This window comes from Niallia endozanthoxylica (genome assembly GCF_008710145.1).
In the GTDB taxonomy this organism is placed as follows: Bacteria; Bacillota; Bacilli; order Bacillales; family Cytobacillaceae; genus Bacillus_BD; species Bacillus_BD endozanthoxylica.
Genome location: NZ_VYKL01000015.1, coordinates 503870 through 528030, shown reverse-complemented (window position 1 = coordinate 528030; position 24161 = coordinate 503870). Strand labels below are relative to the sequence as shown.

At 37.6% G+C, this 24161-nt stretch carries 28 protein-coding genes; 27 read left to right on the top strand and 1 reads right to left on the bottom strand.

Going from position 1 to position 24161, the window contains the following annotated elements; all coding sequences use genetic code 11:
* Positions 1-11 precede the first annotated feature (11 nt).
* A complete protein-coding gene (locus F4V44_RS09705) occupies positions 12-155 on the bottom strand; it encodes a YpzI family protein (RefSeq protein WP_150439790.1) in 144 nt (47 codons plus the stop codon).
* Between the two features lie 156 nt (positions 156-311).
* Here F4V44_RS09705 and F4V44_RS09700 point away from each other — a divergent pair, with 156 nt between their 5' ends.
* From F4V44_RS09700 to qcrB, 27 genes are all read left to right on the top strand, one after another.
* Positions 312-920: a YphA family membrane protein gene (locus F4V44_RS09700; RefSeq protein ID WP_150439789.1), complete on the top strand. Its 609-nt coding sequence runs from the start codon at positions 312-314 to the stop codon at positions 918-920.
* Positions 917-1813, top strand: a complete 897-nt coding sequence (locus F4V44_RS09695) for a YIEGIA family protein (RefSeq protein ID WP_150439788.1) — start codon at positions 917-919, stop codon at positions 1811-1813. The genes F4V44_RS09700 and F4V44_RS09695 overlap by 4 nt, the downstream gene beginning before the upstream one ends.
* Positions 1810-1995 carry a capping complex subunit for YIEGIA gene (locus tag F4V44_RS09690; protein ID WP_150439787.1) on the top strand — a complete coding sequence of 62 codons (186 nt, stop codon included), beginning with the start codon at positions 1810-1812 and terminating at the stop codon, positions 1993-1995. The genes F4V44_RS09695 and F4V44_RS09690 overlap by 4 nt, the downstream gene beginning before the upstream one ends.
* Positions 1996-2104: 109 nt before the next feature.
* Complete coding sequence (gene der, locus F4V44_RS09685; RefSeq protein WP_150439786.1) at positions 2105-3415, top strand: ribosome biogenesis GTPase Der; 1311 nt, start codon at positions 2105-2107, stop codon at positions 3413-3415.
* 25 nt (positions 3416-3440) lie between these two features.
* Positions 3441-4496 carry an NAD(P)H-dependent glycerol-3-phosphate dehydrogenase gene (locus tag F4V44_RS09680; protein WP_150439785.1) on the top strand — a complete coding sequence of 352 codons (1056 nt, stop codon included), beginning with the start codon at positions 3441-3443 and terminating at the stop codon, positions 4494-4496.
* Positions 4497-4749: 253 nt separating this feature from the next.
* Positions 4750-4953, top strand: coding sequence for a DUF2768 domain-containing protein (locus tag F4V44_RS09675; protein ID WP_150439784.1), 204 nt, complete (start codon positions 4750-4752; stop codon positions 4951-4953).
* A gap of 27 nt (positions 4954-4980) precedes the next feature.
* A complete protein-coding gene (locus F4V44_RS09670; RefSeq protein WP_150439783.1) occupies positions 4981-5694 on the top strand; it encodes a hypothetical protein in 714 nt (237 codons plus the stop codon).
* Positions 5695-6010: 316 nt separating this feature from the next.
* Positions 6011-7489: a stage IV sporulation protein A gene (spoIVA, locus tag F4V44_RS09665; protein WP_150439782.1), complete on the top strand. Its 1479-nt coding sequence runs from the start codon at positions 6011-6013 to the stop codon at positions 7487-7489.
* Between the two features lie 421 nt (positions 7490-7910).
* Positions 7911-8183: an HU family DNA-binding protein gene (locus F4V44_RS09660; protein WP_071395596.1), complete on the top strand. Its 273-nt coding sequence runs from the start codon at positions 7911-7913 to the stop codon at positions 8181-8183.
* Positions 8184-8464: 281 nt separating this feature from the next.
* Positions 8465-9031, top strand: coding sequence for a GTP cyclohydrolase I FolE (gene folE / locus F4V44_RS09655; RefSeq protein WP_150439781.1), 567 nt, complete (start codon positions 8465-8467; stop codon positions 9029-9031).
* A gap of 85 nt (positions 9032-9116) precedes the next feature.
* Positions 9117-9368, top strand: coding sequence for a trp RNA-binding attenuation protein MtrB (gene mtrB, locus F4V44_RS09650; protein WP_150439780.1), 252 nt, complete (start codon positions 9117-9119; stop codon positions 9366-9368).
* A gap of 196 nt (positions 9369-9564) precedes the next feature.
* Complete coding sequence (locus F4V44_RS09645) at positions 9565-10383, top strand: heptaprenyl diphosphate synthase component 1 (RefSeq protein WP_150439779.1); 819 nt, start codon at positions 9565-9567, stop codon at positions 10381-10383.
* 4 nt (positions 10384-10387) lie between these two features.
* On the top strand, positions 10388-11089 hold the full coding sequence (locus F4V44_RS09640) for a demethylmenaquinone methyltransferase (protein WP_150439778.1): 702 nt from the start codon (positions 10388-10390) through the stop codon (positions 11087-11089).
* Between the two features lie 122 nt (positions 11090-11211).
* The gene (hepT, locus tag F4V44_RS09635) at positions 11212-12174 is read left to right on the top strand and encodes a heptaprenyl diphosphate synthase component II (protein ID WP_150439777.1); all 963 of its coding nucleotides are present in this window, start codon (positions 11212-11214) and stop codon (positions 12172-12174) included.
* 105 nt (positions 12175-12279) lie between these two features.
* Positions 12280-12726, top strand: coding sequence for a nucleoside-diphosphate kinase (gene ndk, locus F4V44_RS09630; RefSeq protein ID WP_150439776.1), 447 nt, complete (start codon positions 12280-12282; stop codon positions 12724-12726).
* A gap of 175 nt (positions 12727-12901) precedes the next feature.
* A complete protein-coding gene (locus F4V44_RS09625; RefSeq protein WP_150439775.1) occupies positions 12902-13678 on the top strand; it encodes a CheR family methyltransferase in 777 nt (258 codons plus the stop codon).
* A gap of 150 nt (positions 13679-13828) precedes the next feature.
* Positions 13829-14998 (top strand): chorismate synthase, encoded by a 1170-nt coding sequence (aroC, locus tag F4V44_RS09620; protein ID WP_150439774.1) that lies wholly within the window; start codon positions 13829-13831, stop codon positions 14996-14998.
* Entirely contained in the window at positions 14998-16068 is a 1071-nt protein-coding gene (gene aroB, locus F4V44_RS09615; RefSeq protein ID WP_150439773.1) for a 3-dehydroquinate synthase, read from the top strand. Before aroC ends, aroB begins: the two co-directional genes overlap by 1 nt.
* A gap of 23 nt (positions 16069-16091) precedes the next feature.
* Entirely contained in the window at positions 16092-16457 is a 366-nt protein-coding gene (aroH, locus tag F4V44_RS09610) for a chorismate mutase (protein ID WP_150439772.1), read from the top strand.
* A gap of 31 nt (positions 16458-16488) precedes the next feature.
* Positions 16489-17592 (top strand): histidinol-phosphate transaminase, encoded by a 1104-nt coding sequence (gene hisC / locus F4V44_RS09605; RefSeq protein WP_150439771.1) that lies wholly within the window; start codon positions 16489-16491, stop codon positions 17590-17592.
* A 59-nt stretch (positions 17593-17651) separates the two neighbouring features.
* Positions 17652-18758, top strand: a complete 1107-nt coding sequence (locus tag F4V44_RS09600) for a prephenate dehydrogenase (RefSeq protein WP_150439770.1) — start codon at positions 17652-17654, stop codon at positions 18756-18758.
* 29 nt (positions 18759-18787) lie between these two features.
* The gene (aroA, locus tag F4V44_RS09595; RefSeq protein WP_150439769.1) at positions 18788-20074 is read left to right on the top strand and encodes a 3-phosphoshikimate 1-carboxyvinyltransferase; all 1287 of its coding nucleotides are present in this window, start codon (positions 18788-18790) and stop codon (positions 20072-20074) included.
* 303 nt (positions 20075-20377) lie between these two features.
* The gene (locus F4V44_RS09590; protein ID WP_150439768.1) at positions 20378-21643 is read left to right on the top strand and encodes a tetratricopeptide repeat protein; all 1266 of its coding nucleotides are present in this window, start codon (positions 20378-20380) and stop codon (positions 21641-21643) included.
* A 39-nt stretch (positions 21644-21682) separates the two neighbouring features.
* On the top strand, positions 21683-22225 hold the full coding sequence (locus F4V44_RS09585) for a ReoY family proteolytic degradation factor (RefSeq protein ID WP_150439767.1): 543 nt from the start codon (positions 21683-21685) through the stop codon (positions 22223-22225).
* Positions 22226-22359: 134 nt separating this feature from the next.
* On the top strand, positions 22360-22824 hold the full coding sequence (locus tag F4V44_RS09580; RefSeq protein ID WP_150439766.1) for a YpiF family protein: 465 nt from the start codon (positions 22360-22362) through the stop codon (positions 22822-22824).
* 125 nt (positions 22825-22949) lie between these two features.
* Positions 22950-23456: a ubiquinol-cytochrome c reductase iron-sulfur subunit gene (locus tag F4V44_RS09575; RefSeq protein WP_150439765.1), complete on the top strand. Its 507-nt coding sequence runs from the start codon at positions 22950-22952 to the stop codon at positions 23454-23456.
* A 3-nt stretch (positions 23457-23459) separates the two neighbouring features.
* Positions 23460-24134 (top strand): menaquinol-cytochrome c reductase cytochrome b subunit, encoded by a 675-nt coding sequence (qcrB, locus tag F4V44_RS09570; RefSeq protein ID WP_150439764.1) that lies wholly within the window; start codon positions 23460-23462, stop codon positions 24132-24134.
* Positions 24135-24161 lie beyond the last annotated feature (27 nt).

The following is a 24161-nucleotide window of genomic DNA, read 5'->3' as shown; positions in this document are numbered from 1 at the left end:
GCTTTATTTCTTTATACATCTTTATTGTCGTTTAATCGTCTTGCTTCTTCGGGACTTTGCAATTTCGTTGCACCAGGATAGTGGAGTGCTTGATCTCTGTCAGATTCAACACGTCCGCTATTTTTTAGCTTTTTCTCTTGTCGGTCTCTACCCATAATCTTTTGACACCTCCTCTCTTTAACATGGTATTTGTACGCAGGATTATGCATCCGTAAGGGAAATTTATCAAGAAGATAATTGGAAAATTGGAAACCAAAACGACTAAAGTCAATCAACTTTAGCCATAATGGAAAGGATAGGGGGTGCTTATCGTGGATGGGTTATTATTTTATTGGCTATTTTGGTTTGGCTGGATTATTACGACTTTTTTTTATCGCAAGACACATCCTGACCGCCTGCTCCTTTCTGCCTGGATTTTAGCAGCTATTACATTATCAACGGTTTCAATAAACATTATGGGTTTTGAAATACACGGAACAGGTATATTTATTATATTGTCCGTTTATATTTGGTCAGCTCAATTATCAGCTAAAAAGCTTCTTTACTTTATGTTAACTTCCTTTATAGTAATGCTGACATCTGTATGTTTTCTTTTATTTGAACTGTTTGATCCAATCTGGATTCTGATAAAAAGGGACTGGCTTTTGGCTATCCTGGTAGCTTGTGTTGTAGTCCTTCTGCATTCTGACAAAAAGCAAAGGTTACTTGTGGTGCTGCTTGGAATGATTCAAGGTGAAATACTCTATGCTTTTATCTTAACGAGGTATTCATTTTCCTATCCAATTGCATCGTTATACGCTCTTGATCCTTTGGCATTGGCCGCTGCTGTATTAATTGGCTGGAACACACTAGAATTTGTTATAAGTTATGTTGAAAAAAATCTGCATTCTATAGAAAAGGAGAAAGAAAAACTAACATGAATGAATATACTTATCCAATTATCCTAGGAATGACTGTTGGAACACTTACGAGAATTTATATGCTTCGAACGGATTATCGTCAATATCCGACCTATTTGCATGGGAAAATTATCCATATTGCACTTGGTTTTATTGCAGCTGGTCTAGGGACGGTAGCCGTACCGTCCATAATGGAGGAAGATTTTACGGCTATAACCTTTTTGACTTTAGCTGCTTCGCAGTTCCGGGATGTTCGTAACATGGAACGTAACACCCTGACGGAATTAGACAGCTATGAAATGGTCCCGCGTGGAAAAACCTATATTGAAGGCATCGCCGTTGCCTTTGAAAGCCGAAACTATTTAGTCATTTTTACTTCCTTGTTATCTACCTTGGCTTACTTAGTATTTAATCTGTGGGTTGGTCTAATCGTTGCTCTTATTTCACTTTTGATTTCAAAAAAATTAATGGCTGGCAGCAAGATTAAGGATATTGTTGATATTACATATGTTGAACCGAGATTTGATGGTGCGGGACTTTATGTGGATAACATTTATATTATGAATATCGGGATACCTGCACGACAAGAAGAAGTGCTGCGGTATGGAATGGGTTTTATTTTAAAACCGAAAAATTTCAATTCTCGTTCTACGATTGCCAATTTAGGACAAAGACAAGCTATTTTGCATGATGTTTCTACAGCATTGGGTGTCTACAGGGATTCCGGAACACCTGCGTTAGTTCCGCTTGCAAAACGTGATTTGGATGATGGCAGAGTGGCTGTATTTGTTCTGCCGCAGGAACGGGATGTTCAAAAAGCAATAGAGATCATCGGAGCTGTTCCTACATTAGAAAATGCCATTCGTATGCCAAAAGAAAGAAACGTGGAAACGGAAGGAAGTAATTCGTTATGAATATTGAAAAATATATACTTGCGGTTGTTACAACAAATCCGAAAAGGGTGCCAAGCGGTGCATCTGTATTTGTATGCGAAAATAAAGAGGAAATGGATTATTATGCCACCAATCTGGAAGCCATTTTGGATGGAATTGCACATGCAATAACAGATGAAGTCTATATCATTGTGAAGCATTGATATTACGCTTTTCCTTTGATAAACTAGTTAAGTTAGGCCTGTCTAAATACTGGAAATATATTCCGATACATAAAATAGGAGTTTAACATAAAAGAGGAGGATGATATTTATGGTAAAGCCGGTTATTGCCATAGTGGGACGTCCGAATGTAGGGAAATCAACCATTTTTAACCGAATTGTTGGTGAGCGAATTTCGATTGTTGAAGATATCCCGGGTGTGACAAGAGATAGAATATACAGTTCAGCAGAGTGGTTAAATCATGATTTTAATATTATTGATACAGGTGGTATTGATATTGGGGACGAACCTTTTTTAGAACAAATTCGTCAGCAGGCGGAAATAGCTATTGATGAAGCTGATGTTATTATCTTTTTGACAAATGGGAGAGAAGGAGTGACCTCTGCTGATGAAGAGGTTGCAAAAATTCTATATAAAGCGAAAAAGCCTGTAGTTTTGGCTGTAAATAAAATAGATAATCCAGAAATGCGTGATCAAATTTATGATTTTTACGCGTTAGGCTTTGGTGAACCCTTTCCTATTTCAGGTTCACATGGTTTAGGTTTGGGGGATTTGCTTGATGAGGCTGCTAAGCATTTTCCGAAAAGAGACACAAAGGACTATGAAGATGATGTCATCTGTTTTTCTCTAATTGGGCGCCCGAATGTGGGGAAATCCTCACTTGTGAATGCGATTCTAGGAGAAGAGCGTGTAATTGTTAGTGATATCTCCGGAACAACGCGAGATGCTATTGACTCCTATGTAACCTATAACAGTCAGAAATATGTCATCATTGATACGGCAGGGATGAGGAAAAAAGGAAAGGTGTATGAAACAACAGAAAAGTATAGTGTGTTAAGAGCCTTGCGTGCAATTGAACGCTCTGATGTTGTTCTTGTTGTTATTAATGCCGAGGAAGGGATTATCGAGCAGGATAAAAAAATTGCCGGTTATGCTCATGAAGCAGGACGGGCTGTTGTTATTGTGGTTAATAAATGGGATGCTGTTGAAAAAGATGAAAAAACAATGAAAGAGTTTGAACGGAAAATTCGTGAGCATTTTCTTTTCTTGGATTATGCACCAATCGTTTTCTTATCAGCAAAAACGAAAAAACGGATTCATACATTAATGCCAATGATAGATATAGCAAGTGAAAATCATGCTCGAAGAGTAGAAACAAGTGTTCTTAATGATGTTATTATGGACGCTGTTGCAATGAATCCAACTCCTACTGATAAAGGAAAGCGTTTGAAGATTTATTATACGACTCAGGTTGCTGTAAAGCCGCCAACCTTTGTCGTATTTGTAAATGAACCTGAGTTACTTCACTTTTCTTATGAGCGCTTCTTGGAGAATCGAATCAGGGATGCATTTGGCTTTGAAGGAACGCCAATCAAAATTTATCCCCGTGAAAGAAAGTAAAAACTGATTTAAAGGTTGTGAGCATATGCAGCGTATACATGAAAAGGTAGCCGTTATTGGAGCAGGAAGCTGGGGGACTGCCTTGGCAATGGTCCTTGCTGATAACGGACATGAAGTCCGGTTATGGGGTCATAAACCAGAGCAAATTGAAGAAATTAATACACTTCATACAAATAAAAAGTATCTTCCGGAAGTTATTTTGCAGGACTCAATAATGGGTTATGGTTCTTTAGCGGAGGCTTTGTCTGGTGTAGCTATTATGGTGCTGGCAGTTCCAGCAAAAGCGATTCGGGAGGTTCTTCGTAATATTAGGGAAATCCGGGACGAGCCGTTAAACATTGTCCATGTAAGTAAGGGGATTGAGCCAGATACATTACTAAGAATTTCAGAAGTGATTGAAGAAGAAATGCCAGCGCATTTAATAAGGCATATTGTCGTGTTATCCGGTCCAAGTCATGCGGAGGAAGTAAGTGTTCGGCAACCGACAACTGTTACCGTTTCATCAAAGGATATGGATGCTGCGGAGCACATTCAAGATTTGTTTATTAATCAGCATTTTCGTGTTTATACGAATCCTGATATTATCGGGGTTGAAATAGGAGGAGCATTGAAAAACATTATTGCTCTTGCAGCAGGGATTTCTGATGGACTCGGATACGGTGATAATGCAAAGGCTGCCTTAATAACGAGAGGGCTTGCAGAGATTTCGAGGCTCGGAACAAAAATGGGGGCAAGTCCTCTAACGTTTGCTGGTCTTGCGGGAATTGGAGATTTGATTGTTACTTGTACAAGTGTACATTCACGAAATTGGCGGGCCGGAAATCTGTTAGGGAAAGGTAAGAACCTGCAGGAAGTACTAGATAATATGGGAATGGTCGTAGAAGGAGTCAGAACAACAAAAGCAGCGCATCAGCTTGCGCAAAAATACAATGTGAATATGCCGATTGCCAATGCGCTTTATGATGTATTATTTAATGGAGTGAACGCTAAGGATGCTGTAGATTCTTTAATGGCAAGGATGAAAACACATGAAATGGAAGACTTAGCAAACGTACTTGTCGGCCGTTTGCAAGATGAATAATATTATTTCTTTTTTTGGCTTTTTAAGGATGCAAAACATCTTTATCTAGAATAAAATGCAATCGAAGCAACCTAGTGTATTGAATAAGCGCGTATGGGTTATTTTAGTCACTACTTGCGCCTCTATAAAGAATTTGCCCCAATTCTTTATAGAGGTCTTTTTTTGTTTTTATCAAAATTACAGAAAAAACTAAAAATATATAAAAATAATTCCTTCTTGTGTTATAATACTCTCGAATAAAGGAGTGGATAGGATGTCACCTGCGTTAATGAAAATGTGGATTTCGCTTGCTTCAATGGGGTTTATGTTCGTTTCAATTGTATTGATTTTTCTAAGCCGTTATAAGTTAAAACATGGTGTTTTAAAGGCAATTTCCGCTGTAATAGCGTACATTCTATTAGCATTATCCGGCTTTATCATGTTTTTAGTCGTATTTAGCGGACCAACAAATGCTTAAAGTGCATAGACTTAAAGGATTGATAAAATGAAGAGAAGTTTAATAGCTGTGTTAGTGAGTTTATTCGTAGTGGCTTTGTCTGGGTGTATGTATCCGGAGGACAAGCTTGTGCAAAATCAAATACCTTATCAAGATCAGGTCCAAACAGTTCAAGAAGCTGTAACGAAGTTTAAAGATGAAAACGGGGGCATTTTACCGATAAAAAATTCTGAAGAGACTACCCCTATTTATCAAAAATACTTAATTGATTTTAAAAAAATCACTCCAAAATATCTATCAGAGCCCCCCGGAAATGCCTTCGAAAGTGGTGGTGTTTTTCAATATGTAATTGTTAATGCTGAAAATAATCCAGAGGTTAAAATGTTTGATCTTAGAATTTCAGAAATGATTAGTGAATTGAAGATGCGAATTAACGTTCAAGGCTATCCTCCATATAAAGAAAGAGTGGCTGAGGGTGTGTACACACTTGATTATGGAAAGCTTGGGTATGAGGAGGAGCCTTTTGTTATAAGTCCTTATACAAATAAGAAACTTCCCTTTGTTATAAACGGCCAGGCTGAAATATTTGTGGATTACCGATCTGATTTAGTTGAAGCTTTAAAAAAGGCAGAAACGGAGTACCAGCCAGGGGAAGATATTCGAGAGACGTTACTGAAGGACTCGGTATTTGTTCCGGCCTATTCATTGCCCTATACAGTAGATGGCAATACGAAAGAGCCCATCTTTTTATTAACGAAATAGTCATAACCCTTCTTTTGCAAAATATATTGTAGGAGAAGGGTATTTTTATTCCCTCAGTTTCAAACTACCAATGAAATTATTCCAATCATTTCAGAAGTGAACGTATCCTATACTGCTATGTGAATGCAAAAACTTCTTCTTTTTAGAGGAATGAGTCAATAAGAAGAGATGGAAAACTAGTAAATTGAATGGCAAGGAGGTTAAAAAATATAAAACTGTCATAACGATGTAGGACAACATCATAAATATATATTGTCATAAAATAAATAATAGGATAATAACTATCCACTAACGCAGGGATTCGGGAGGGGATCACTTGGAAAAGGTAGATATTTTTAAAGATATTGCCGAAAGAACGGGCGGTGATATATATTTTGGAGTGGTAGGTGCAGTTCGTACAGGGAAATCCACTTTTATTAAAAAGTTTATGGAATTGGTTGTATTGCCAAACATGAATAATGAAGCCGAACGCGCTCGTACCCAAGATGAGTTACCTCAAAGTGCAGCTGGAAAAACCATCATGACAACCGAGCCTAAATTTGTACCAAACCAAGCTGCAACGGTTCATGTCGGAGAAGGATTAGATGTAAATATCCGTTTGGTTGACTGTGTTGGGTATACCGTGCCTGGCGCTAAGGGCTATGAAGATGAAAATGGTCCCCGTATGATCACAACTCCATGGTATGAGGAACCGATTCCGTTTCATGAAGCAGCAGAAATTGGCACAAGAAAGGTCATTCAGGAACATTCTACGATAGGTGTAGTGATTACAACAGACGGAACAATTGGCGAGATACCTAGGAGTAATTATATTGAAGCGGAAGAGCGGGTCATAAATGAGCTTAAAGAAGTTGGTAAACCTTTTATCATGGTTATAAACAGTGTACAGCCACATCATCCAAATACAGAAAGCTTACGTGCTGAGCTTTCAGAGAAATATGATATTCCAGTGCTGGCGATGAGTGTAGAGGGTATGAGGGAATCAGACGTTCTAAACGTGATGAGAGAGGCCTTATATGAATTCCCTGTCCTTGAGGTAAATGTGAATCTTCCGAGCTGGGTTATGGTATTACGAGAAAACCATTGGTTGCGTGAGAGCTACCAAGAAGCCGTAAAAGAAACAGTAAAGGATATCAAACGACTTCGGGATGTTGACAGAGTGGTTAACCACTTCAGTGATTTTGAATTTATCGATCGGGCAAGTCTTGCCGGCATTGAAATGGGGCAGGGAATTGCCGAAATTGACCTTTATGCACCTGATGATTTATATGATGATATCTTAAAAGAAATTGTCGGTGTTGAGATTCGCGGGAAAGATCATCTGCTTGAACTGATGCAGGATTTCGCTCATGCAAAAGCTGAATATGATGTCGTTGCCGAGGCGTTGAAAATGGTTAAACAAACAGGCTACGGTATTGCAGCTCCGTCCCTAGCAGACATGAGTCTGGATGAACCGGAAATTATTAGGCAGGGATCCAGGTTTGGCGTACGGTTAAAGGCGGTTGCTCCATCTATTCATATGATTAAAGTAGATGTAGAAAGTGAATTTGCTCCGATTATTGGAACAGAGAAGCAAAGCGAAGAACTGGTCCGATACTTAATGCAGGATTTTGAAGATGATCCATTATCTATTTGGAGTTCAGATATATTTGGCAGAAGCTTAAGTTCCATTGTTAGAGAGGGTATTCAAGCGAAGTTATCATTAATGCCAGAAAATGCCCGCTATAAATTAAAGGAAACTCTTGAACGAATTATAAACGAAGGCTCTGGCGGGTTAATAGCTATTATTCTTTAAAGGACTCTCATTTTGAGAGTTTTTTTTTATGAATACTTATGTCAATCATTAAATTTAATGGGGTCAAACAGTTTGTTTCTCTTTCTTCTTGGCCATACTGTTAAAAGATTAGCAAATATTCATAATCTTTTTTGTGGGATATTTGACATAAATAGCAAAGAGTATGCGCATGCTAAGAATTTTTCTTGCTAACATTATATGATTATGATAACCTTTTATCAGAATTACTAAATATTAATACTAATCCCTTGTAAATAAAGGTTTTTTTGCCAAAAAACAGTTGAAATATTCTATTTGTTGTTTTAAGATATGCTTGTTATTAAAAATAGACAACAACGTATAGAATTGGCATATTTTGTTTACAAATGTATGTAAGAAACAATTAGGAAAGTTTAGGTTTTCTTGGGAGGAGGTGACTGGCATGAACAAAACAGAACTTATTAACGCAGTTGCTGAAGCAAGCGAGCTTTCAAAAAAAGATGCTACTAAAGCAGTTGATGCCGTTTTTGATTCTATCTTAAATGCTTTAAAAGATGGAGATAAAGTACAACTAATTGGTTTTGGAAACTTTGAGGTTCGTGAGCGTGCTGCTCGTAAGGGGCGTAATCCTCAAACTGGTGATGAAATCGAAATTGCTGCAAGCAAAGTTCCTGCATTTAAACCAGGTAAAGCGCTTAAAGATGCAGTTAAATAATTACATAAAGTGCTTATAAAGAACCGCGAGATAATCGCGGTTCTTTATATGAATGGGCCTATTATTAAGCATTTGTTCCCCTATCGTTATTTTTTATTAAAAAATATTCTTGATGTCTCGTTTCTCCCCTTATTTTTCCCCTAATATAAAATGAATAAGTATGCTAATATAAAAAGTAAAAGACAAAGCACCATACATAAGAAAAGTCCTTTGATAGATGAAAAGTGAATTTTTCTAGTGAACAGGTTGTTTTTTTATATAGAATGTAGGAGGAAATGGAAATGTCAAATGTGAATCGTACCCAAATTGAGGAAGCGGTACGTTTAATACTCGAAGCAATCGGAGAAGACCCAAATCGAGAAGGAATACGTGATACACCCAAAAGAGTGGCGAAAATGTACGAAGAAGTATTTAGTGGACTAAATCAAAATCCAAAGGAGTATTTTGAAACCATTTTTGGTGAGGATCATGAAGAACTGGTATTAGTCAAAGATATACCTTTTTATTCGATGTGTGAACATCATCTAGTTCCTTTCTTTGGAAAGGCTCATGTGGCATATATACCGCGAAATGGAAAGGTTACCGGACTGAGCAAGCTTGCCCGTGCTGTCGAGGCTGTTGCCAAAAGACCGCAGCTGCAAGAAAGAATTACATCAACTATTGCAGACAGCATATACGAAACTTTAGAGCCTTATGGAGTAATGGTTGTAATTGAAGCAGAACATATGTGTATGACTATGCGTGGAGTTAAAAAGCCCGGCTCAAAAACGGTAACTTCAGCCGTACGAGGCACATTTCTAAATGATGCTGCGTCAAGAGCAGAAGTACTTTCGCTAATAAAAGAGTAGAGAATAGGTATTTGATTGTATAATTAACTGGAATTGGAATAGTTTAAACTTATGAATATAAACTTTTGGAGAGGCGTGAAAACCGATGGAAGAGAAGAAAGCTTCTGCCAACGAATATGTTATCATAAAAGCAAAGCAGGATGGTGTGAATGTTATTGGATTGACAAGAGGCTCCGATACTAGATTTCATCATTCCGAGAAATTAGATAAAGGTGAAGTTATGATTGCGCAGTTTACCGAGCATACTTCTGCAATCAAAGTACGTGGTGAAGCCCTCATAAAAACTGCATACGGTGATATTGAAAGTGAAAGAAAGAACAGTCATATAGATAAATAATAGGCTGCCATGATAAGACGGGAGTATAAATTCTTATACATAAATGACAAGGTAGGTATGCCAATATTTTTACATTTATGATATAATAATGCCTGCTTATTGCTTTTTTGGTTATGTAAAGAAGCAGAATTCAAATAATTTTCGCTTAATTAAAAAAGTTGCCAGACAACCTAGAAACTAAGTTGGGGAAATAAGGGTGATAGTATTGCGTGAAATGGTAGAAAAATTAACTTATGCAAAGGATAGGATAGAGAAATATGTTTTCCATCCTTATTTACGTGAATATATGATTCCGCCAGTGATTGATGAGGATAAACTGCTTATACTCATTTCAATCGTAGACCAACTCGTACTTTCCCCACATGAAAAAGATATTTATGTCTTGTCAATTATGCTGATGCATGTTGCTTTAGATACACATGATCAAGTAACAAATACCCCTGTGGATGAAAAAAATATGAAGGTTAGGCAGTTAACAGTGCTTGCAGGTGATTACTATAGTGGTTTGTACTATAAATTCTTGGCAAGTCTTGAGGATGTACAAGTCATAAAAGCTCTATCTGAAGGTGTAAAAAATATAAATGAACATAAAGTGTTCATCTACCATAAAAATCAAGATGATTTTCATACAATCATGAATAGCGTAAAAATGATTGAGTTTTCATTAATAGAGAAATTAATAACCTATTATGGAGTACCGGAATGGTATGATAGTGCATCGAATTGGCTGCTAGTGAAACGGTTGATAAAAGAAAAAAAACAACTTGAAAAAACAGGTTCATCTGTTGTATTTGAAGCGTTAGAGCGCTCCTTTTCTAATAATCAAAAGAAAAAAAATGCTGAGCAAAAACAAGATGTCATGCAAATATACGACAGCTATATAGATTATTCGATACAATTAATGACAAAAGGAATGAATAAAATTCAACCTTTCAATACTTTATATGAGGAACGAATGATGAAAATAATCAAGGATTATTCTCCGAGAGAAAAATCATTTGTGGAAGAAGGGTAAGATCATGCAACAAACAAAAGAACAAAAGGTTCATAACGTTTTCGAGAAGATTTCTAATCATTATGATAAAATGAATTCGGTTATAAGCTTTAAACAACATGTTAAATGGCGCTCAGACACCATGAAAATTATGAATGTGCAAAAAGGGTCAAAGGCGCTTGATGTTTGTTGTGGAACAGCAGATTGGACAATAGCTCTTGCTGAAGCGGTCGGCCCTGATGGAGAAGTTGTTGGACTGGACTTTAGTCAAAATATGCTCAAAGTCGGCAAAGAGAAGGTTCGCCATTTGCCACAGGTTGAACTAGTCCATGGGAATGCAATGGAGCTGCCTTTTCCTGATAATTCCTTTGATTATGTAACAATTGGATTTGGACTCCGAAATGTTCCCGATGTCATGCAGGTGTTAAAGGAGATGCACCGGGTGGTGAAACCTGGAGGAATGGTTGTATGTCTCGAAACATCACAGCCTACATTATTCGGTTTTAAGCAATTATATTTCTTTTACTTTCGTTTTATTATGCCTTTATTTGGAAAGCTTTTTGCAAAAAGTTATCAGGAATATTCATGGCTTCAAGAATCTGCCCGAAGTTTTCCCGGGATGAAAGAGCTAGCGAACATGTTTGGTAAGGCTGGACTAGTAGAGGTTACCTATAAGCCGTACACTGGCGGGGTTGCTGCTGTCCATATTGGAAAAAAATCAAAATAAAAAGTGTGTTTCTGTTTGTCAAAATAAATTAGCTGTGGGTGTTTGTTTTATCATAAATATAAAGGGACAGACCCCTTCTGCTACTTATTATCAGACAGGGTTACAGCAAGGTGGATACGGATATGAAATTTAAAATGATGTATTCATTTTTAAATTCTGATATTGATATCGTTGAAGAAGCGTTAGAGGAAGCTGTTTACGCAGATTCAGCATTACTTCAAGAAGCTTCTCTACATTTATTACAGGCTGGGGGGAAACGGATTCGACCCCTATTTGTGTTACTTGCAGCAAAGTTTGGTTCGTATGATATTCATACAATCAAAAAGGCAGCAGTTGCTCTTGAATTAATTCATGCTGCTTCTTTAATCCATGATGATGTTATTGATGACGCTGAGATTCGCAGAGGGAAACTGACTGTTAAAGCCAAATGGGATAATCGAATTGCCATGTATACAGGTGATTATATATTTGCCCGCTCTCTTGAATTAATGACAGAAATTGAAAAGGCAGATGCGCATATTATTTTATCTGATACAATGGTTGAATTGGTTATCGGAGAAATAGAACAAATAAAGGATAAATACCGTTTTGATCAAAATGTAAAGGATTATTTACGAAGGATAAAAAGGAAAACCGCACTTCTGATTTCTACCAGCTGTGAGCTTGGAGCTATATGTGCCGATGTAGAAAAGAATTTGCAAACAAAATTGGCTCGATTTGGGTATTATGTTGGAATGTCTTATCAAATTATTGATGATATTCTTGATTTCACTAGTACAGAAAAAGAATTAGGAAAGCCTTCAGGCAGTGACTTGCTGCAAGGAAATATTACACTTCCTGTATTATTTGCAATGGAGGATGTTTCCATTCGTAAAGAAATTGTAAAAGTTCATGAAAAAATGCCGCGAAAAGAAATGGATCAGATTATTAAAATGATTATTCGTTCCGGTGCAATTGATAAATCGAGAAATATTAGCAACCGTTATCTGGAAAAGGCGTTGGAATTGGTTGAGGAATTCCCGCAAAATCAAGCTAAAACAGCGTTGAAGAATATTGCAAAGTATATTGGAAAACGAAAATATTAAGAAGTTGCGAATATTTTCAAAAAATGATATTATTTCCATGGATTATCTTATTTGAGAAACACTCGAAAGGGTATCTACTATACATATGTAATAGGGGTTGAGTTCATGGAAAAAACATTTTTAATGGTAAAACCTGATGGGGTACAACGCAATCTGATTGGAGAAATTGTTTCTCGTTTTGAAAAGAAAGGTTTTCAACTTGTTGGCGGTAAACTAATGGTCATTTCTAGAGAATTAGCAGAGGAGCATTATGGTGAACATAAAGAGCGTCCTTTCTTTGGAGAGTTAGTTGATTTTATTACTTCAGGTCCTGTATTTGCAATGGTATGGGAAGGCGAAAATGTAATCGCAACAGCACGTCAAATGATGGGTTCAACAAACCCGAAAGATGCTGCACCTGGTACCATTCGTGGGGATTTCGGTGTGACAGTCGGTAAAAATATTATTCATGGTTCTGATTCTCCAGAAAGTGCAGTTCGTGAAATTGGTATTTTCTTTAACGAGAATGAACTTGTTGAATATAAGAAATTAATGAATGAATGGATTAATTAATTAAGAAGCACTTGCCTATGCAAGTGTTTTTTTTTGTAACCGTGTCCAAATATTATTATTGTTTTATTTCCTAATTCAATTACTTGTATAACTTTTTTAGACAATTTAAATAAAATAGTCTCCAATTTCAGCTTTTTCCGCTATACTAAGGTTATCCTAGAAGAGGAGTATGTCTATGTCTGGCGATTACGAACAATTTATTTATAAAATAAAAATAAAATCAGGAATTGACCTTGCTCTCTATAAAGAAGCACAAATGAAACGAAGATTGACTTCATTATATGAAAAGAAAGGGTACAACTCTTTTGAGGAATATTTTTCAACTATTAATAGAGATCAAGAACTATTTAACGAATTTCTGGATCGTATCACAATCAATGTCTCGGAATTTTACCGTAATAATAAGAGATGGGAAGTATTGGAGAAAAACATATTACCTAAAATTTTACAAAGGACCAAAAGGCCCAAATTATGGAGTGCAGCTTGTTCTTCGGGCGAGGAGCCATATACTTTGGCCATGATTATGTCTAATTTTATGCCGCTCACTGATGTGAGAATTTTAGCAACGGATATTGATGAAAATATACTGGCCAGAGCAAAACTGGGGATTTATCCAGAGCGGTCGCTTCAGGAAGCCCCAGAAGATATGAAAAAGAAATTTTTTACTAAAGATGGCAGTTTTTATAAAGTGTCAGAAGAGGTTAAGAGGGCAGTATCGTTTAAAAAACACAATTTATTATCTGACCCTTATGGCGGACCGTATGATTTAATTGTCTGTCGAAATGTATTGATTTATTTTACGGAGGAAGCGAAGGATCTTATCTATCATAAATTTTCCCAATGCTTAAATCCTGGAGGCATTCTTTTTGTAGGAAGCACAGAACAAATTTTTAATGCGGGTCAATATGGTTTTGAAGCAGAGGATACTTTTTTTTATAAAAAGTGCCTTTAATAAAATAATAATAATATAGCAAAAATATTTGAGGAAATCAGTTAAAGGAGCAATTTATCAGATCAATTTTTAAAAACTTACTATTCTAATTTTTATTGGTATGTTATATTGATACATAATCCTTTAACGAGTTGAAGGGAGAAAGAGGATATGAGACATTTAACAGCTGGGGAATCACATGGACCCCAATTAACGACAATTATTGAAGGTTTACCTGCGGGAATGCCGCTATTGCAAGAGGATATTAATGAGCAACTGGCTAGAAGGCAAAAAGGATATGGCCGTGGGCGAAGAATGCAAATTGAAAAGGATACAGCGCGAATAACAAGCGGGGTTAGGCATGGGTTAACCCTTGGATCACCAGTAGCGCTTGTAGTTGAAAACAATGACTGGAAGCATTGGACCAAAATTATGGGTGCAGAACCGATGGATGAAAACGCGGAGGAAGTAAAAAGAAAAGTAACGCGACCTCGTCCTGGACATGCAGATTTAAATGGTGCTATAAAATATGGACATCGTGATATGCGAAATGTATTGGAACGTTCATCTGCAAGAGAAACAACTGTAAGAGTTGCTGCAGGTGCAGTGGCGAAAAAGCTGCTTTCCCTACTTGGTATTGAAGTTGCTTCACATGTGGTGGAAATTGGCGGTGTAAAATCATCTGTTTCAACCTATGAGTCCATCCAAAGCTTACGAGAGATTACAGAAAGTTCACCTGTTCGCTGTCTAGATCCGGACGCAGAAAAGGAAATGATGAACGCGATTGATACGGCTAAGCAAAATGGCGATTCGATTGGCGGTATTGTTGAGGTTATTGTAGAAGGCATGCCTTCGGGTGTAGGCAGCTATGTTCAATATGATCGTAAGCTAGATGCAAAGCTTGCAGCAGCTATCTGCAGTATCAATGCTTTTAAAGGCGTTGAGTTTGGAATTGGATTTGAAGCAGCTCATAAACCAGGCAGTGAAGTCCATGATGAAATCGCCTGGGATCAGGATAAAGGCTATTATCGGAAAACAAACCGTCTTGGCGGACTAGAAGGCGGGATGACAACAGGTATGCCTCTTGTCATAAGGGGGGTTATGAAGCCAATTCCAACCCTTTATAAACCGTTACAAAGTGTTGATATTGATACAAAAGAGCCATTTTCTGCGAGTGTAGAGCGCTCTGACAGCTGTGCAGTACCGGCCGCTTCAGTAGTGGCAGAAAACGTAGTAGCATGGGAACTGGCTCAAGCAATTGTAGACCAATTCTATAGTGACCGCTTTGATGCATTAAAAGAAAATATTGCAGAGCATCGTAAACATGCGAGGGAATTTTAATGAATGAACATATAGTGAAGACATCCTTAAAATCGTATCCAGTCTATATTGGTGAAGGTGTAATCCAGCAGTTGCCCGTTTTTATTAAAGAAAAGCGGGCGTCTGTTACCAAAATCCTCATTATTACAGACGAGACAGTAGGGGAGCTTTACCTCTCAGCTATTCTTCCGTTGCTTTCGAATTTTCATGTTGAAATAATGAAAGTGCCGAGTGGGGAGAAGGCAAAAACGTTTGAAATCTACTATGATTGTTTGACTTTTGCTTTACAGAGTAAATTAGATCGACATTCACTCATTCTCGCACTTGGAGGCGGTGCAGTCGGTGACTTATCTGGTTTCGTTGCAGCCACTTTTATGAGAGGGATTCCTTTTATTCAAATCCCAACGACGATTTTAGCTCACGACAGTGCTGTTGGGGGAAAAGTAGCCATTAATCATCCTGAAGGGAAAAATATGATTGGGGCCTTTTATCAGCCAGAAGCAGTCATTTATGATACAAATTTTTTGAATAGCCTGCCTTTGCATGAGAGACGTTCAGGCTTTGCTGAAGTCATTAAACATAGTTTGATTGAGGATTTATCTTTTTATCAGTGGCTAAAGAATCATATATCCTCATTAGATACTATCAGGAATGATGAAATGGTAGATTTTTTGACAAGAGGAATTGAAATTAAAAGCGCGATTGTAGCAGAGGATGAGAGGGAAGCCGGAATAAGAGCTTACTTGAATTTCGGACATACGCTTGGGCATGCCATTGAAGCTGAAATGGGTTATGGAAAAATGACCCACGGTGAGGCTGTGTTAATAGGAATGCTATTTGCTCTCCAGCTAAGTGAAAAATATGCCGGTCTTGAATTTGATATAAACGGCTTATTAGAATGGGTTCAGAAGCTCGGTTATCAAACAGAAGTGCCCGGAGATTTATCCTATGATAGGTTAATTGAACGAATGAAGGGCGATAAGAAATCAGTTGGACAACAGATTAAAATGGTCCTCCTGAATGAAATAGGATCGCCAATACTTTATACATTTTCAGACGAAGAGATAATGAGAGAATTAAATCAATTTTAATATAGATAGAAGGGGGAATATCGGTGATTCGCGGTGTCAGAGGAGCAATTACAATCCAAGAAAATTCGGAAAAAGAAATTATACAGGCAACAGATCGGTTACTACATAAAATGATTGATGAAAATCAAATTATGCCTGAGTATGTTGCATCTGTATTTATTTCTGTGACAGATGATATTACAGATGCATTTCCCGCTAAAGTATTACGTTCCCTAGAAGGCTGGAGCTATGTACCGGTTATGTGCATGAAGGAAATCTCGGTTTCTAATGCTCTAGAAAAGTGTATTCGAGTGATGATGCATGTAAATACAGCAAAAAGCCAGCAGGAAATTAATCATGTATATTTAGAAGACGCTGTTGTTTTAAGGCCAGATTTAGCGAGTAAGTAATAAATTTTCAGTGAACGAGGTGTATGTTGTTATGAAATGGAAAGAACAATTGTTGTCGTTAGAACCTTATAAGCCAGGCAGACCGATAGAATCAGTAAAAAAAGAGTTTGGTCTTGATCAAGTTGTGAAACTGGCATCAAATGAGAATCCGTTTGGTACCTCTCAAAAGGTTGTTGCTGCTCTACAATCAGTTCTATCATCGTTTGCCATTTATCCTGATGGATATGCAGCAAATTTGCGTTCTGCCGTTTCTGAGTTTTTAAAAGTAGATGAAGAACAGCTTATTTTTGGGAATGGTGCAGATAATTTAATCCAGATTATTTCTCGTGCTTTCCTGTCGCCTGGGAAAAATACCGTTATGGCGAATCCTTCATTTTCACAATATAAGCATAATGCCATTATAGACGGAGCTGAAATCAGGGAAATTCCATTAATTGATGGAGAACATGACCTGGATGCAATGCTTCAGGCAATTGATGAGAACACAGCTGTTATTTGGGTATGCAGTCCAAATAATCCAACAGGTATTCATATTTCCAGGGAAAAAATGACGTCATTTCTTAAAAAGGTTCCGGAAGAAACACTGGTTGTTATTGATGACGCCTACCACGACTATGTTGTAGCGGACGATTTTTATGATGCTGTTGAATTTGTTAATCAATATAAAAATTTAATCGTATTAAGAACATTCTCAAAAATATATGGAATTGCAAGTCTTCGTGTGGGCTATGGTGTGGCACATCAAGATATTATTCGCGTGTTGGAGCCGGCTAGAGAGCCTTTTAATGTCAATACATTAGGTCAAATTGCAGCCGTTGCAGCACTAAGTGATCAAGATTATGTAAATGAGTGCAGACGGAAAAATCGTGAAGGAATGAAGCAGTTTGAAGAATTCTGTGAAGAACATCAACTCCACTATTTCCCATCACAGGCTAACTTCATATTAATCGATTTTGGTACTAATGGAGATGAGGTATTCCAATATTTGCTCCAAAAAGGCTATATTGTCCGTTCCGGCAATGCATTGGGTTATGCTTCATCCGTTCGAGTAACAGTAGGGTCTAATGAGGAAAACAGTGGTGTTATTGAGGCTATGAAGCAATATTTACAAGAAAAGGCATCATTAACGAATTAATAGTAGATAGCTGGTCAATTAGATAATTTGAACAATGCAAGATAAGGGGATGATCCGGTTTGAAAGGCCGTGTATTTGTGATTGGCTTAGGCCTTATTGGCGGTTCTCTCGCATTGTGTATGAAGGGGCAGCATAAGGATTGTTATATTATAGGGTATGATATCAATGATGAACAAGGTAAATTAGCAAAAATGCTTGGTGTTGTAGATTGTGTGGCAAGCAGCATCGAAGAAGGAGCAATGGATGCAGATTTAATACTCATTACGACACCTGTACAAGTGACGGAGAGAATTTTAAATCTCCTTGCGGTCATACCATTAAAGGAAACAGTGCTTGTCAGTGATGCAGGGAGTACAAAAGCCGAGATTGTTAAGCATGCTGAGAAATTAACTGCAAAGGGCATTACGTTTATCGGAGGCCATCCGATGGCAGGTTCTCATAAAAGCGGAGTCTCTGCAGCAAGGCAGCTGCTGTTTGAAAATGCTTTTTACCTTTTAACCCCGGAGAAACATATTGCAGAAGAAAAAATTAATTTATTGAAAGAGTGGCTGAAAGGAACGAAAGCAAAGTTCATTGTGACAACACCGGAAGAACATGATTATTTAACAGGTGTTATTAGTCATTTTCCGCATATTATCGCGGCTTCTTTAGTCCATCAAGCTGAAAAAACAAGTCATGACCAAAGCTTAGTTACCCGTCTGGCAGCGGGGGGATTCCGTGATATTACGAGGATTGCTTCAAGCAGTCCAACTATGTGGAGAGACATTCTCCTTCAAAATAAAGAGATTTTACTTCAGCTTCTATCAGATTGGCAGCAGGAAATGAAAGAAGTTGCTGCGATGCTAAAAGAGCAGGATGGTGAGAGAATCTACCAATATTTTGAAAAGGCGAAGAAATTTAGGGATGAACTGCCTCAGAAACAAATGGGAGCTATTCCTGCCTTTTACGATTTATTCGTTGATGTGCCTGATTATCCAGGGGTTGTATCTGAGATAACAGGGTACTTGGCAAAAGAAGAAATCAGCATCACGAATATTCAAATTAGAGAGACTCGGGAAGATATAATTGGAGTCCTTGTTATAAGCTTTCAAACAGAACACGATCGCCTTCGCGCGAAAGAATGTATTGAGTACTATACAAGCTTTGAGACTTCAATTGCTCCATAATGATAAATGAAGACAAAGAGGGGGAAAAGATGGGTAAACATACATTAAAAACAAATATTACTTCATTGCAGGGGGACATTCTTGTTCCTGGTGATAAATCTATTTCCCATCGGTCCGTTATGTTTGGTGCTGTGGCAGAAGGAGTTACGACTGTTACAGGTTTTTTAATGGGTGAAGATTGTCTAAGTACTGTTTCTTGTTTCAGACAGCTTGGGGTAGAAATTGAAGAACATGCTGACCAAATGGTTATTCACGGTAAAGGTTGGGACGGGCTGAAAGAGCCTAAAGAGGTGTTGAATGTCGGAAATTCAGGGACAACCATCCGTCTGATGATGGGGATTTTAGCAGGCAGAGATTTTCATACCACCCTTATTGGTGATGAATCGATTGGAAAAAGACCGATGACGAGAGTGACAAAGCCTCTCAGTCAAATGGGGGCAAGAATTGACGGAAGACAATCAGGTGAATATACGCCGTTATCAATTCGCGGCGGTGGTATTTCTGGTATTGAGTATCGTGCACCAGTAGCTAGTGCGCAGGTAAAGTCGTCCATTTTACTTGCTGGTCTTCAGGCAGACGGGAAAACAACAGTTATTGAACCTGAAAAATCGAGAGATCACACAGAGCGGATGATTAGACAGTTTGGCGGTACAGTAGAAGAAGATGGACTGTTTGTATCGGTCCGCGGTGGGCAGACGTTGAAGGGAACCCATATTAAGGTACCTGGTGATATTTCTTCTGCAGCTTTTTTCCTGGTTGCAGGTGCAATTGTCCCTGATAGCTCTATCACTTTGAAGAATGTCGGATTAAACCCGACTAGAACAGGGATTATTGATGTAATGAGGGAGATGGGAGCCGATCTTACAATTGAAGAGATAGATGGGGAACAGATGGAGCCGGTCGGAAACATACACATCAAAACGTCTCATTTAAAAGGTACGACTATCGGCGGAGATTTAATTCCACGCTTAATTGATGAGCTTCCAATCATCGCTTTGCTTGCTACACAAGCAGAGGGTGAAACCATTATTCGTGACGCTCATGAATTAAAAGTAAAGGAAACCAATCGAATTGATACAGTGGTAAATGAGCTGTCAAAACTGGGTGCTGACATTACAGCAACAGATGACGGAATGATTATTCAAGGAAAAAATAAGTTAAGTGGCGGTATTGTTTCCAGCCATGGAGATCATCGCATTGGCATGATGTTAGCGGTAGCTGCATTAATCTGTAATGATGAAGTTAGTTTAGAACAAAAAGAGGCAATCTCCGTTTCTTATCCTCAATTCTTTGCAGATTTAGAAAAATTAATGTAACTCAAAGGGTAAAAAACTGCATATATATGCAGTTTTTTATTTTTAATTCTTTTTTTCGTTAGAAATTTTATTCACTTTGTTATCGGTTACGATGCATATTTCCTAGCTTATCTGAATAACTTGGTCATATGACTGCTAGAGAGGCGAGCAGATGAAGAATATCATTGAAATTGCAAATAGGTTAATAAATGGACAACTTGACCGGACAAGCCTTATCATTGAAAATGTAAGGTAAGGAAAATGACTGCAATCAATTTACTAAACAAGCGTACATTGCATTTTTTTATGGAAAGGGTCTAAAGGATGGAATCAGTAAATAAAATAATTTCTCAATTAGAAAACGGTCAACATGAAGAGGCCTTAAAAGGGTATGAACGGATATTAAAGCACGGATCAAATGAAGAGAGGTTTTTATTAGGGGAAGAACTAGTTCAATACGGGTTTCTTGAGGAAGCAAAGAGTTTATTCCAACATCTGCTCGAATATTATCCGGAGGAAGGTGAGATTCTCGTATTGCTGGCAGAAACACTCATTGAGCTTGGTAAAGAAGAGGAAGCGATTTTGGAGCTGGAAAAAATAAATGAGAATGATCCAAGTTTCCCAGAGTCTCTTGTTTTATTGGCTGACTTATATCAGCTTGAAGGTCTTTATGAGGTAAGTGAGCAAAAGCTGCTTAAAGCTAAGGCATTGCTGCCGGATGAAGTAGTTATTGATTTTGCTCTTGGAGAGCTTTACACAGAAGAAGGAAAATTTGTTCAAGCAATCAAGTGTTATGAACGTGTTTTAGAAACAGAGCATGAAATAGGCGGTGTCAATGTCAATCAAAGAATGGCTGATGCCATTAGTGCGGGAGGAGCCTTTGAAGATGCACTGCCCTATTATGAAAAGGCCTTAGAAAATAAATTAGAGATTAATACACTCTTTAACTATGGCTTTACTGCTTTACAAGCAGGTTATAATGGGAAAGCAATCGAGAAATTTTTAGAATTAAAAGAGCTTGATCCAGAATATTATTCTTTATATAGTAATTTAGCTCGTGCCTATGAAAGAGAAGAGGATTCCGAAAAAGGCTATCAGATATTAAAAGAAGGAATTCAGTATGATGAGTTTAATAAAGATTTATATAACTATGCAGGTAAATTGGCATTAAAGACAGGAAAAGAAGAAGAAGCTGAGCACATGTTCAGAGAGGCGCTTGCGCTTGACCCAGAGTTGACCGAAGCAGCTTTAACATTAAATAAACTTTTGCTTCATCAGGAAAGGTGGGAGGATGTCCTTGAAATCGTCCATATGATGGAAGAGGGAGATGAAATCGAGCCACGATTTTTCTGGGATGCAGCTCTCGCTCACCAAAATTTAGAAAAATATTCACAGGCATTAAATAGCTATGAAAACGCATATAATTTCTATAAAGACACAATCGACTTTTTAGTTGATTATGGATATTTTTTAATTGAAGAAGGAGAAAGAGAGCGGGCCGTCGAAATTTTTAATAAGTTAGTAAAAAGTGATCCGAGCAATGAAGAATATCAAGATGTATGGCAAAGACTAACAGATGACGTTGGATAATTTGATAAAATTTGCTGAAAGCAGAGGAGGGAACCACACATGAACGCCCCTGTATCTGTCAATGAGAAAAAAGAATTTATTCGTTGGTTTCTCAATCATTATCAATTAAAGAGACGTGAATGTGTCTGGATTCTGAACTATTTAATGAGTCATGACCAGCTCATGGAAAAAGTGCATTTTGTAGAACAAGCTCAATTTTGCCCGCGGGGAATCGTTATGTCAACTCATTGTGTAGATGATGTACCATTCCGTTTCTATAAGGAAAATGTAATGACAACAGATGCGGAAAAATCATTTCATGATATTCGCTTAAATCGAGAGGAGGATATTTTTATCCAACTCAATTTTCATGCTTCCTTTCAAGCTCCACAATTTGCAGCTGTTTTAGAAGAAAATCCTTATATGCCAAAGAATTTGCAAATTAGTGAAAAAGAACGTTTAATGGCAGAAGACTTCCTGACCTCAAGTATAAGAAGATTTCAGAAAGAAAAGCTATTTCAACAGATTGATGAGGCCTTGGATAATAATGATGAAGTTGCTTTTAAGGAGTTAACTGATCAGTTAAAAAAGTTTAATGTATAAAAAGTTAGGACCTGTATGAAACAGGTCTTTTATTTTTGTCCAAAAGCTAAATATTGCTTGATGGAGTAGTCTTCTAGACTTTTTTTTGCAACATGTTAGAATAGAAGAAAATGGGAAGATATGGAGTGGGAAAGATGAAATGGACCAGCGAAGATATGGACATGTATTTGAAGGCAAAGGAATATGTTGACACAATCGTTTTGCCCTTGTACCCAATTGCACTTGATGACCGGATTAAAAAAACAGTTGAGATGACTGAGTTTATACATTTGCTGACAGTTCAATTAGAAAGGCAATTTAGAGGAAGATTAATCATGCTTCCAGGATTTAACTATTTAAAATCAGCGAATGGAGAAGATGTGCTAGAGGACCTATTAAAATGGGAGAAGGAATTTTTAAGTAAAGGTTTTAAGCATATTATTTATTTGACGTCTGACAGTGACTGGAAACTTATAGAAGCTAAAATGACTGGTTCTCTGCTATGGCTGCCAACGATTCCGCTGCAGCAAATGGATCAACAATACCGGAATACTATCTTGAAAGATCAATTGCAACAGCTCATTACTTTGTTTGTACAAAAATGGGAAAAACAAGAATAAATGAAAGAAAAATGAATTTTATATTTTCTGATTATATTGACCTTACTGAAATATTGATATATTATTGGTATGTCCTAGTATGAAAATTGTGTTAATTTAAAATTGTTCCAAAGGGGGGGAGAAATATGAGCAAAAATCATGTGTCTAGACGTCAGTTCCTAAATTATACATTAACAGGTGTGGGTGGATTTATGGCGGCGGGTATGCTAATGCCAATGGTAAGATTTGCTGTAGATCCAGTATTAAAGCATACTGGCGGAAGCGATTTTATTGCCACACCACAGAAAGTTAGTGATATTACTAATGTTCCTACACGAGTCGACTTCACTTTCACACAGCAGGATGCTTGGTATGAGTCAGAGGTAACCAATTCAGCTTGGGTATTTAAAGACGATAAAGGCGAGATTATTGCCCTTTCTCCAGTATGTAAACATTTAGGCTGTACGGTTGACTGGAATGCGGACAAGGCTAATCCTGATCATTTTTACTGTCCTTGTCATGGGGGGCTGTATTCCAAAGATGGTACGAACATTCCAGGCACACCGCCGATTGCACCATTGGATGTATACCCATTTCAAGAAAAAGACGGCTATTTATATTTAGGAAAAGCCGAACCGCGAAAGGAGGCGTAATCAGTGTTAAACAAAATTTATGATTGGGTAGATGAGCGTTTAGACATTACGCCTTTGTGGCGGGATATTGCTGATCATGAAGTTCCGGAGCATGTAAATCCAGCACATCATTTTTCAGCTTTTGTTTATTGTTTTGGCGGGCTTACATTTTTTATCACCGTTATTCAGATTTTATCTGGGATGTTTCTAACGATGTATTATGTTCCAGATATAAAAAATGCTTGGGAATCAGTTTATTACTTACAAAATGAAGTTGCTTTTGGACAAATTGTTAGAGGGATGCATCATTGGGGCGCGAGCTTGGTTATTGTCATGATGTTTTTACATACATTGCGTGTTTTCTTCCAAGGTGCATACAAAAAACCACGTGAATTAAACTGGGTTGTTGGTGTGTTAATATTCTTTGTTATGCTTGGTCTTGGATTAACTGGTTATTTATTGCCATGGGATATGAAAGCGCTATTTGCGACAAAGGTAACCATTCAAATTGTTGAGTCAGTTCCATTTATTGGAGAATATTTAAAAATCTTATTAGCAGGCAGTTCTGATATTGTTGGTGCCCAAACGATTACTCGTTTCTTTGCGATTCACGTATTCTTCCTGCCGGCAGCCTTGTTTGGTTTAATGGCAGCTCACTTTATGATGATACGTAAACAAGGTATTTCTGGTCCGTTGTAATCATAATTTTTGTTTTATTATTCTCTT

Excerpts from the sequence above, each read along its gene's own strand:
- F4V44_RS09625 (WP_150439775.1), top strand. The coding sequence starts at position 12,902 with ATGTCTGGCGATTACGAACAATTTATTTATAAAATAAAAATAAAATCA.
- F4V44_RS09660 (WP_071395596.1), top strand. The coding sequence starts at position 7,911 with ATGAACAAAACAGAACTTATTAACGCAGTTGCTGAAGCAAGCGAGCTT.
- aroC (WP_150439774.1), top strand. The coding sequence starts at position 13,829 with ATGAGACATTTAACAGCTGGGGAATCACATGGACCCCAATTAACGACA.
- F4V44_RS09580 (WP_150439766.1), top strand. The coding sequence starts at position 22,360 with ATGAAATGGACCAGCGAAGATATGGACATGTATTTGAAGGCAAAGGAA.
- F4V44_RS09640 (WP_150439778.1), top strand. The coding sequence starts at position 10,388 with ATGCAACAAACAAAAGAACAAAAGGTTCATAACGTTTTCGAGAAGATT.
- aroA (WP_150439769.1), top strand. The coding sequence starts at position 18,788 with ATGGGTAAACATACATTAAAAACAAATATTACTTCATTGCAGGGGGAC.
- F4V44_RS09690 (WP_150439787.1), top strand. The coding sequence starts at position 1,810 with ATGAATATTGAAAAATATATACTTGCGGTTGTTACAACAAATCCGAAA.
- F4V44_RS09575 (WP_150439765.1), top strand. The coding sequence starts at position 22,950 with ATGAGCAAAAATCATGTGTCTAGACGTCAGTTCCTAAATTATACATTA.
- mtrB (WP_150439780.1), top strand. The coding sequence starts at position 9,117 with ATGGAAGAGAAGAAAGCTTCTGCCAACGAATATGTTATCATAAAAGCA.
- F4V44_RS09670 (WP_150439783.1), top strand. The coding sequence starts at position 4,981 with ATGAAGAGAAGTTTAATAGCTGTGTTAGTGAGTTTATTCGTAGTGGCT.
- F4V44_RS09585 (WP_150439767.1), top strand. The coding sequence starts at position 21,683 with ATGAACGCCCCTGTATCTGTCAATGAGAAAAAAGAATTTATTCGTTGG.
- folE (WP_150439781.1), top strand. The coding sequence starts at position 8,465 with ATGTCAAATGTGAATCGTACCCAAATTGAGGAAGCGGTACGTTTAATA.
- aroB (WP_150439773.1), top strand. The coding sequence starts at position 14,998 with ATGAATGAACATATAGTGAAGACATCCTTAAAATCGTATCCAGTCTAT.
- F4V44_RS09705 (WP_150439790.1), bottom strand. The coding sequence starts at position 155 with ATGGGTAGAGACCGACAAGAGAAAAAGCTAAAAAATAGCGGACGTGTT.
- ndk (WP_150439776.1), top strand. The coding sequence starts at position 12,280 with ATGGAAAAAACATTTTTAATGGTAAAACCTGATGGGGTACAACGCAAT.
- F4V44_RS09590 (WP_150439768.1), top strand. The coding sequence starts at position 20,378 with ATGGAATCAGTAAATAAAATAATTTCTCAATTAGAAAACGGTCAACAT.
- hisC (WP_150439771.1), top strand. The coding sequence starts at position 16,489 with ATGAAATGGAAAGAACAATTGTTGTCGTTAGAACCTTATAAGCCAGGC.
- F4V44_RS09680 (WP_150439785.1), top strand. The coding sequence starts at position 3,441 with ATGCAGCGTATACATGAAAAGGTAGCCGTTATTGGAGCAGGAAGCTGG.
- F4V44_RS09695 (WP_150439788.1), top strand. The coding sequence starts at position 917 with ATGAATGAATATACTTATCCAATTATCCTAGGAATGACTGTTGGAACA.
- F4V44_RS09675 (WP_150439784.1), top strand. The coding sequence starts at position 4,750 with ATGTCACCTGCGTTAATGAAAATGTGGATTTCGCTTGCTTCAATGGGG.
- hepT (WP_150439777.1), top strand. The coding sequence starts at position 11,212 with ATGAAATTTAAAATGATGTATTCATTTTTAAATTCTGATATTGATATC.
- der (WP_150439786.1), top strand. The coding sequence starts at position 2,105 with ATGGTAAAGCCGGTTATTGCCATAGTGGGACGTCCGAATGTAGGGAAA.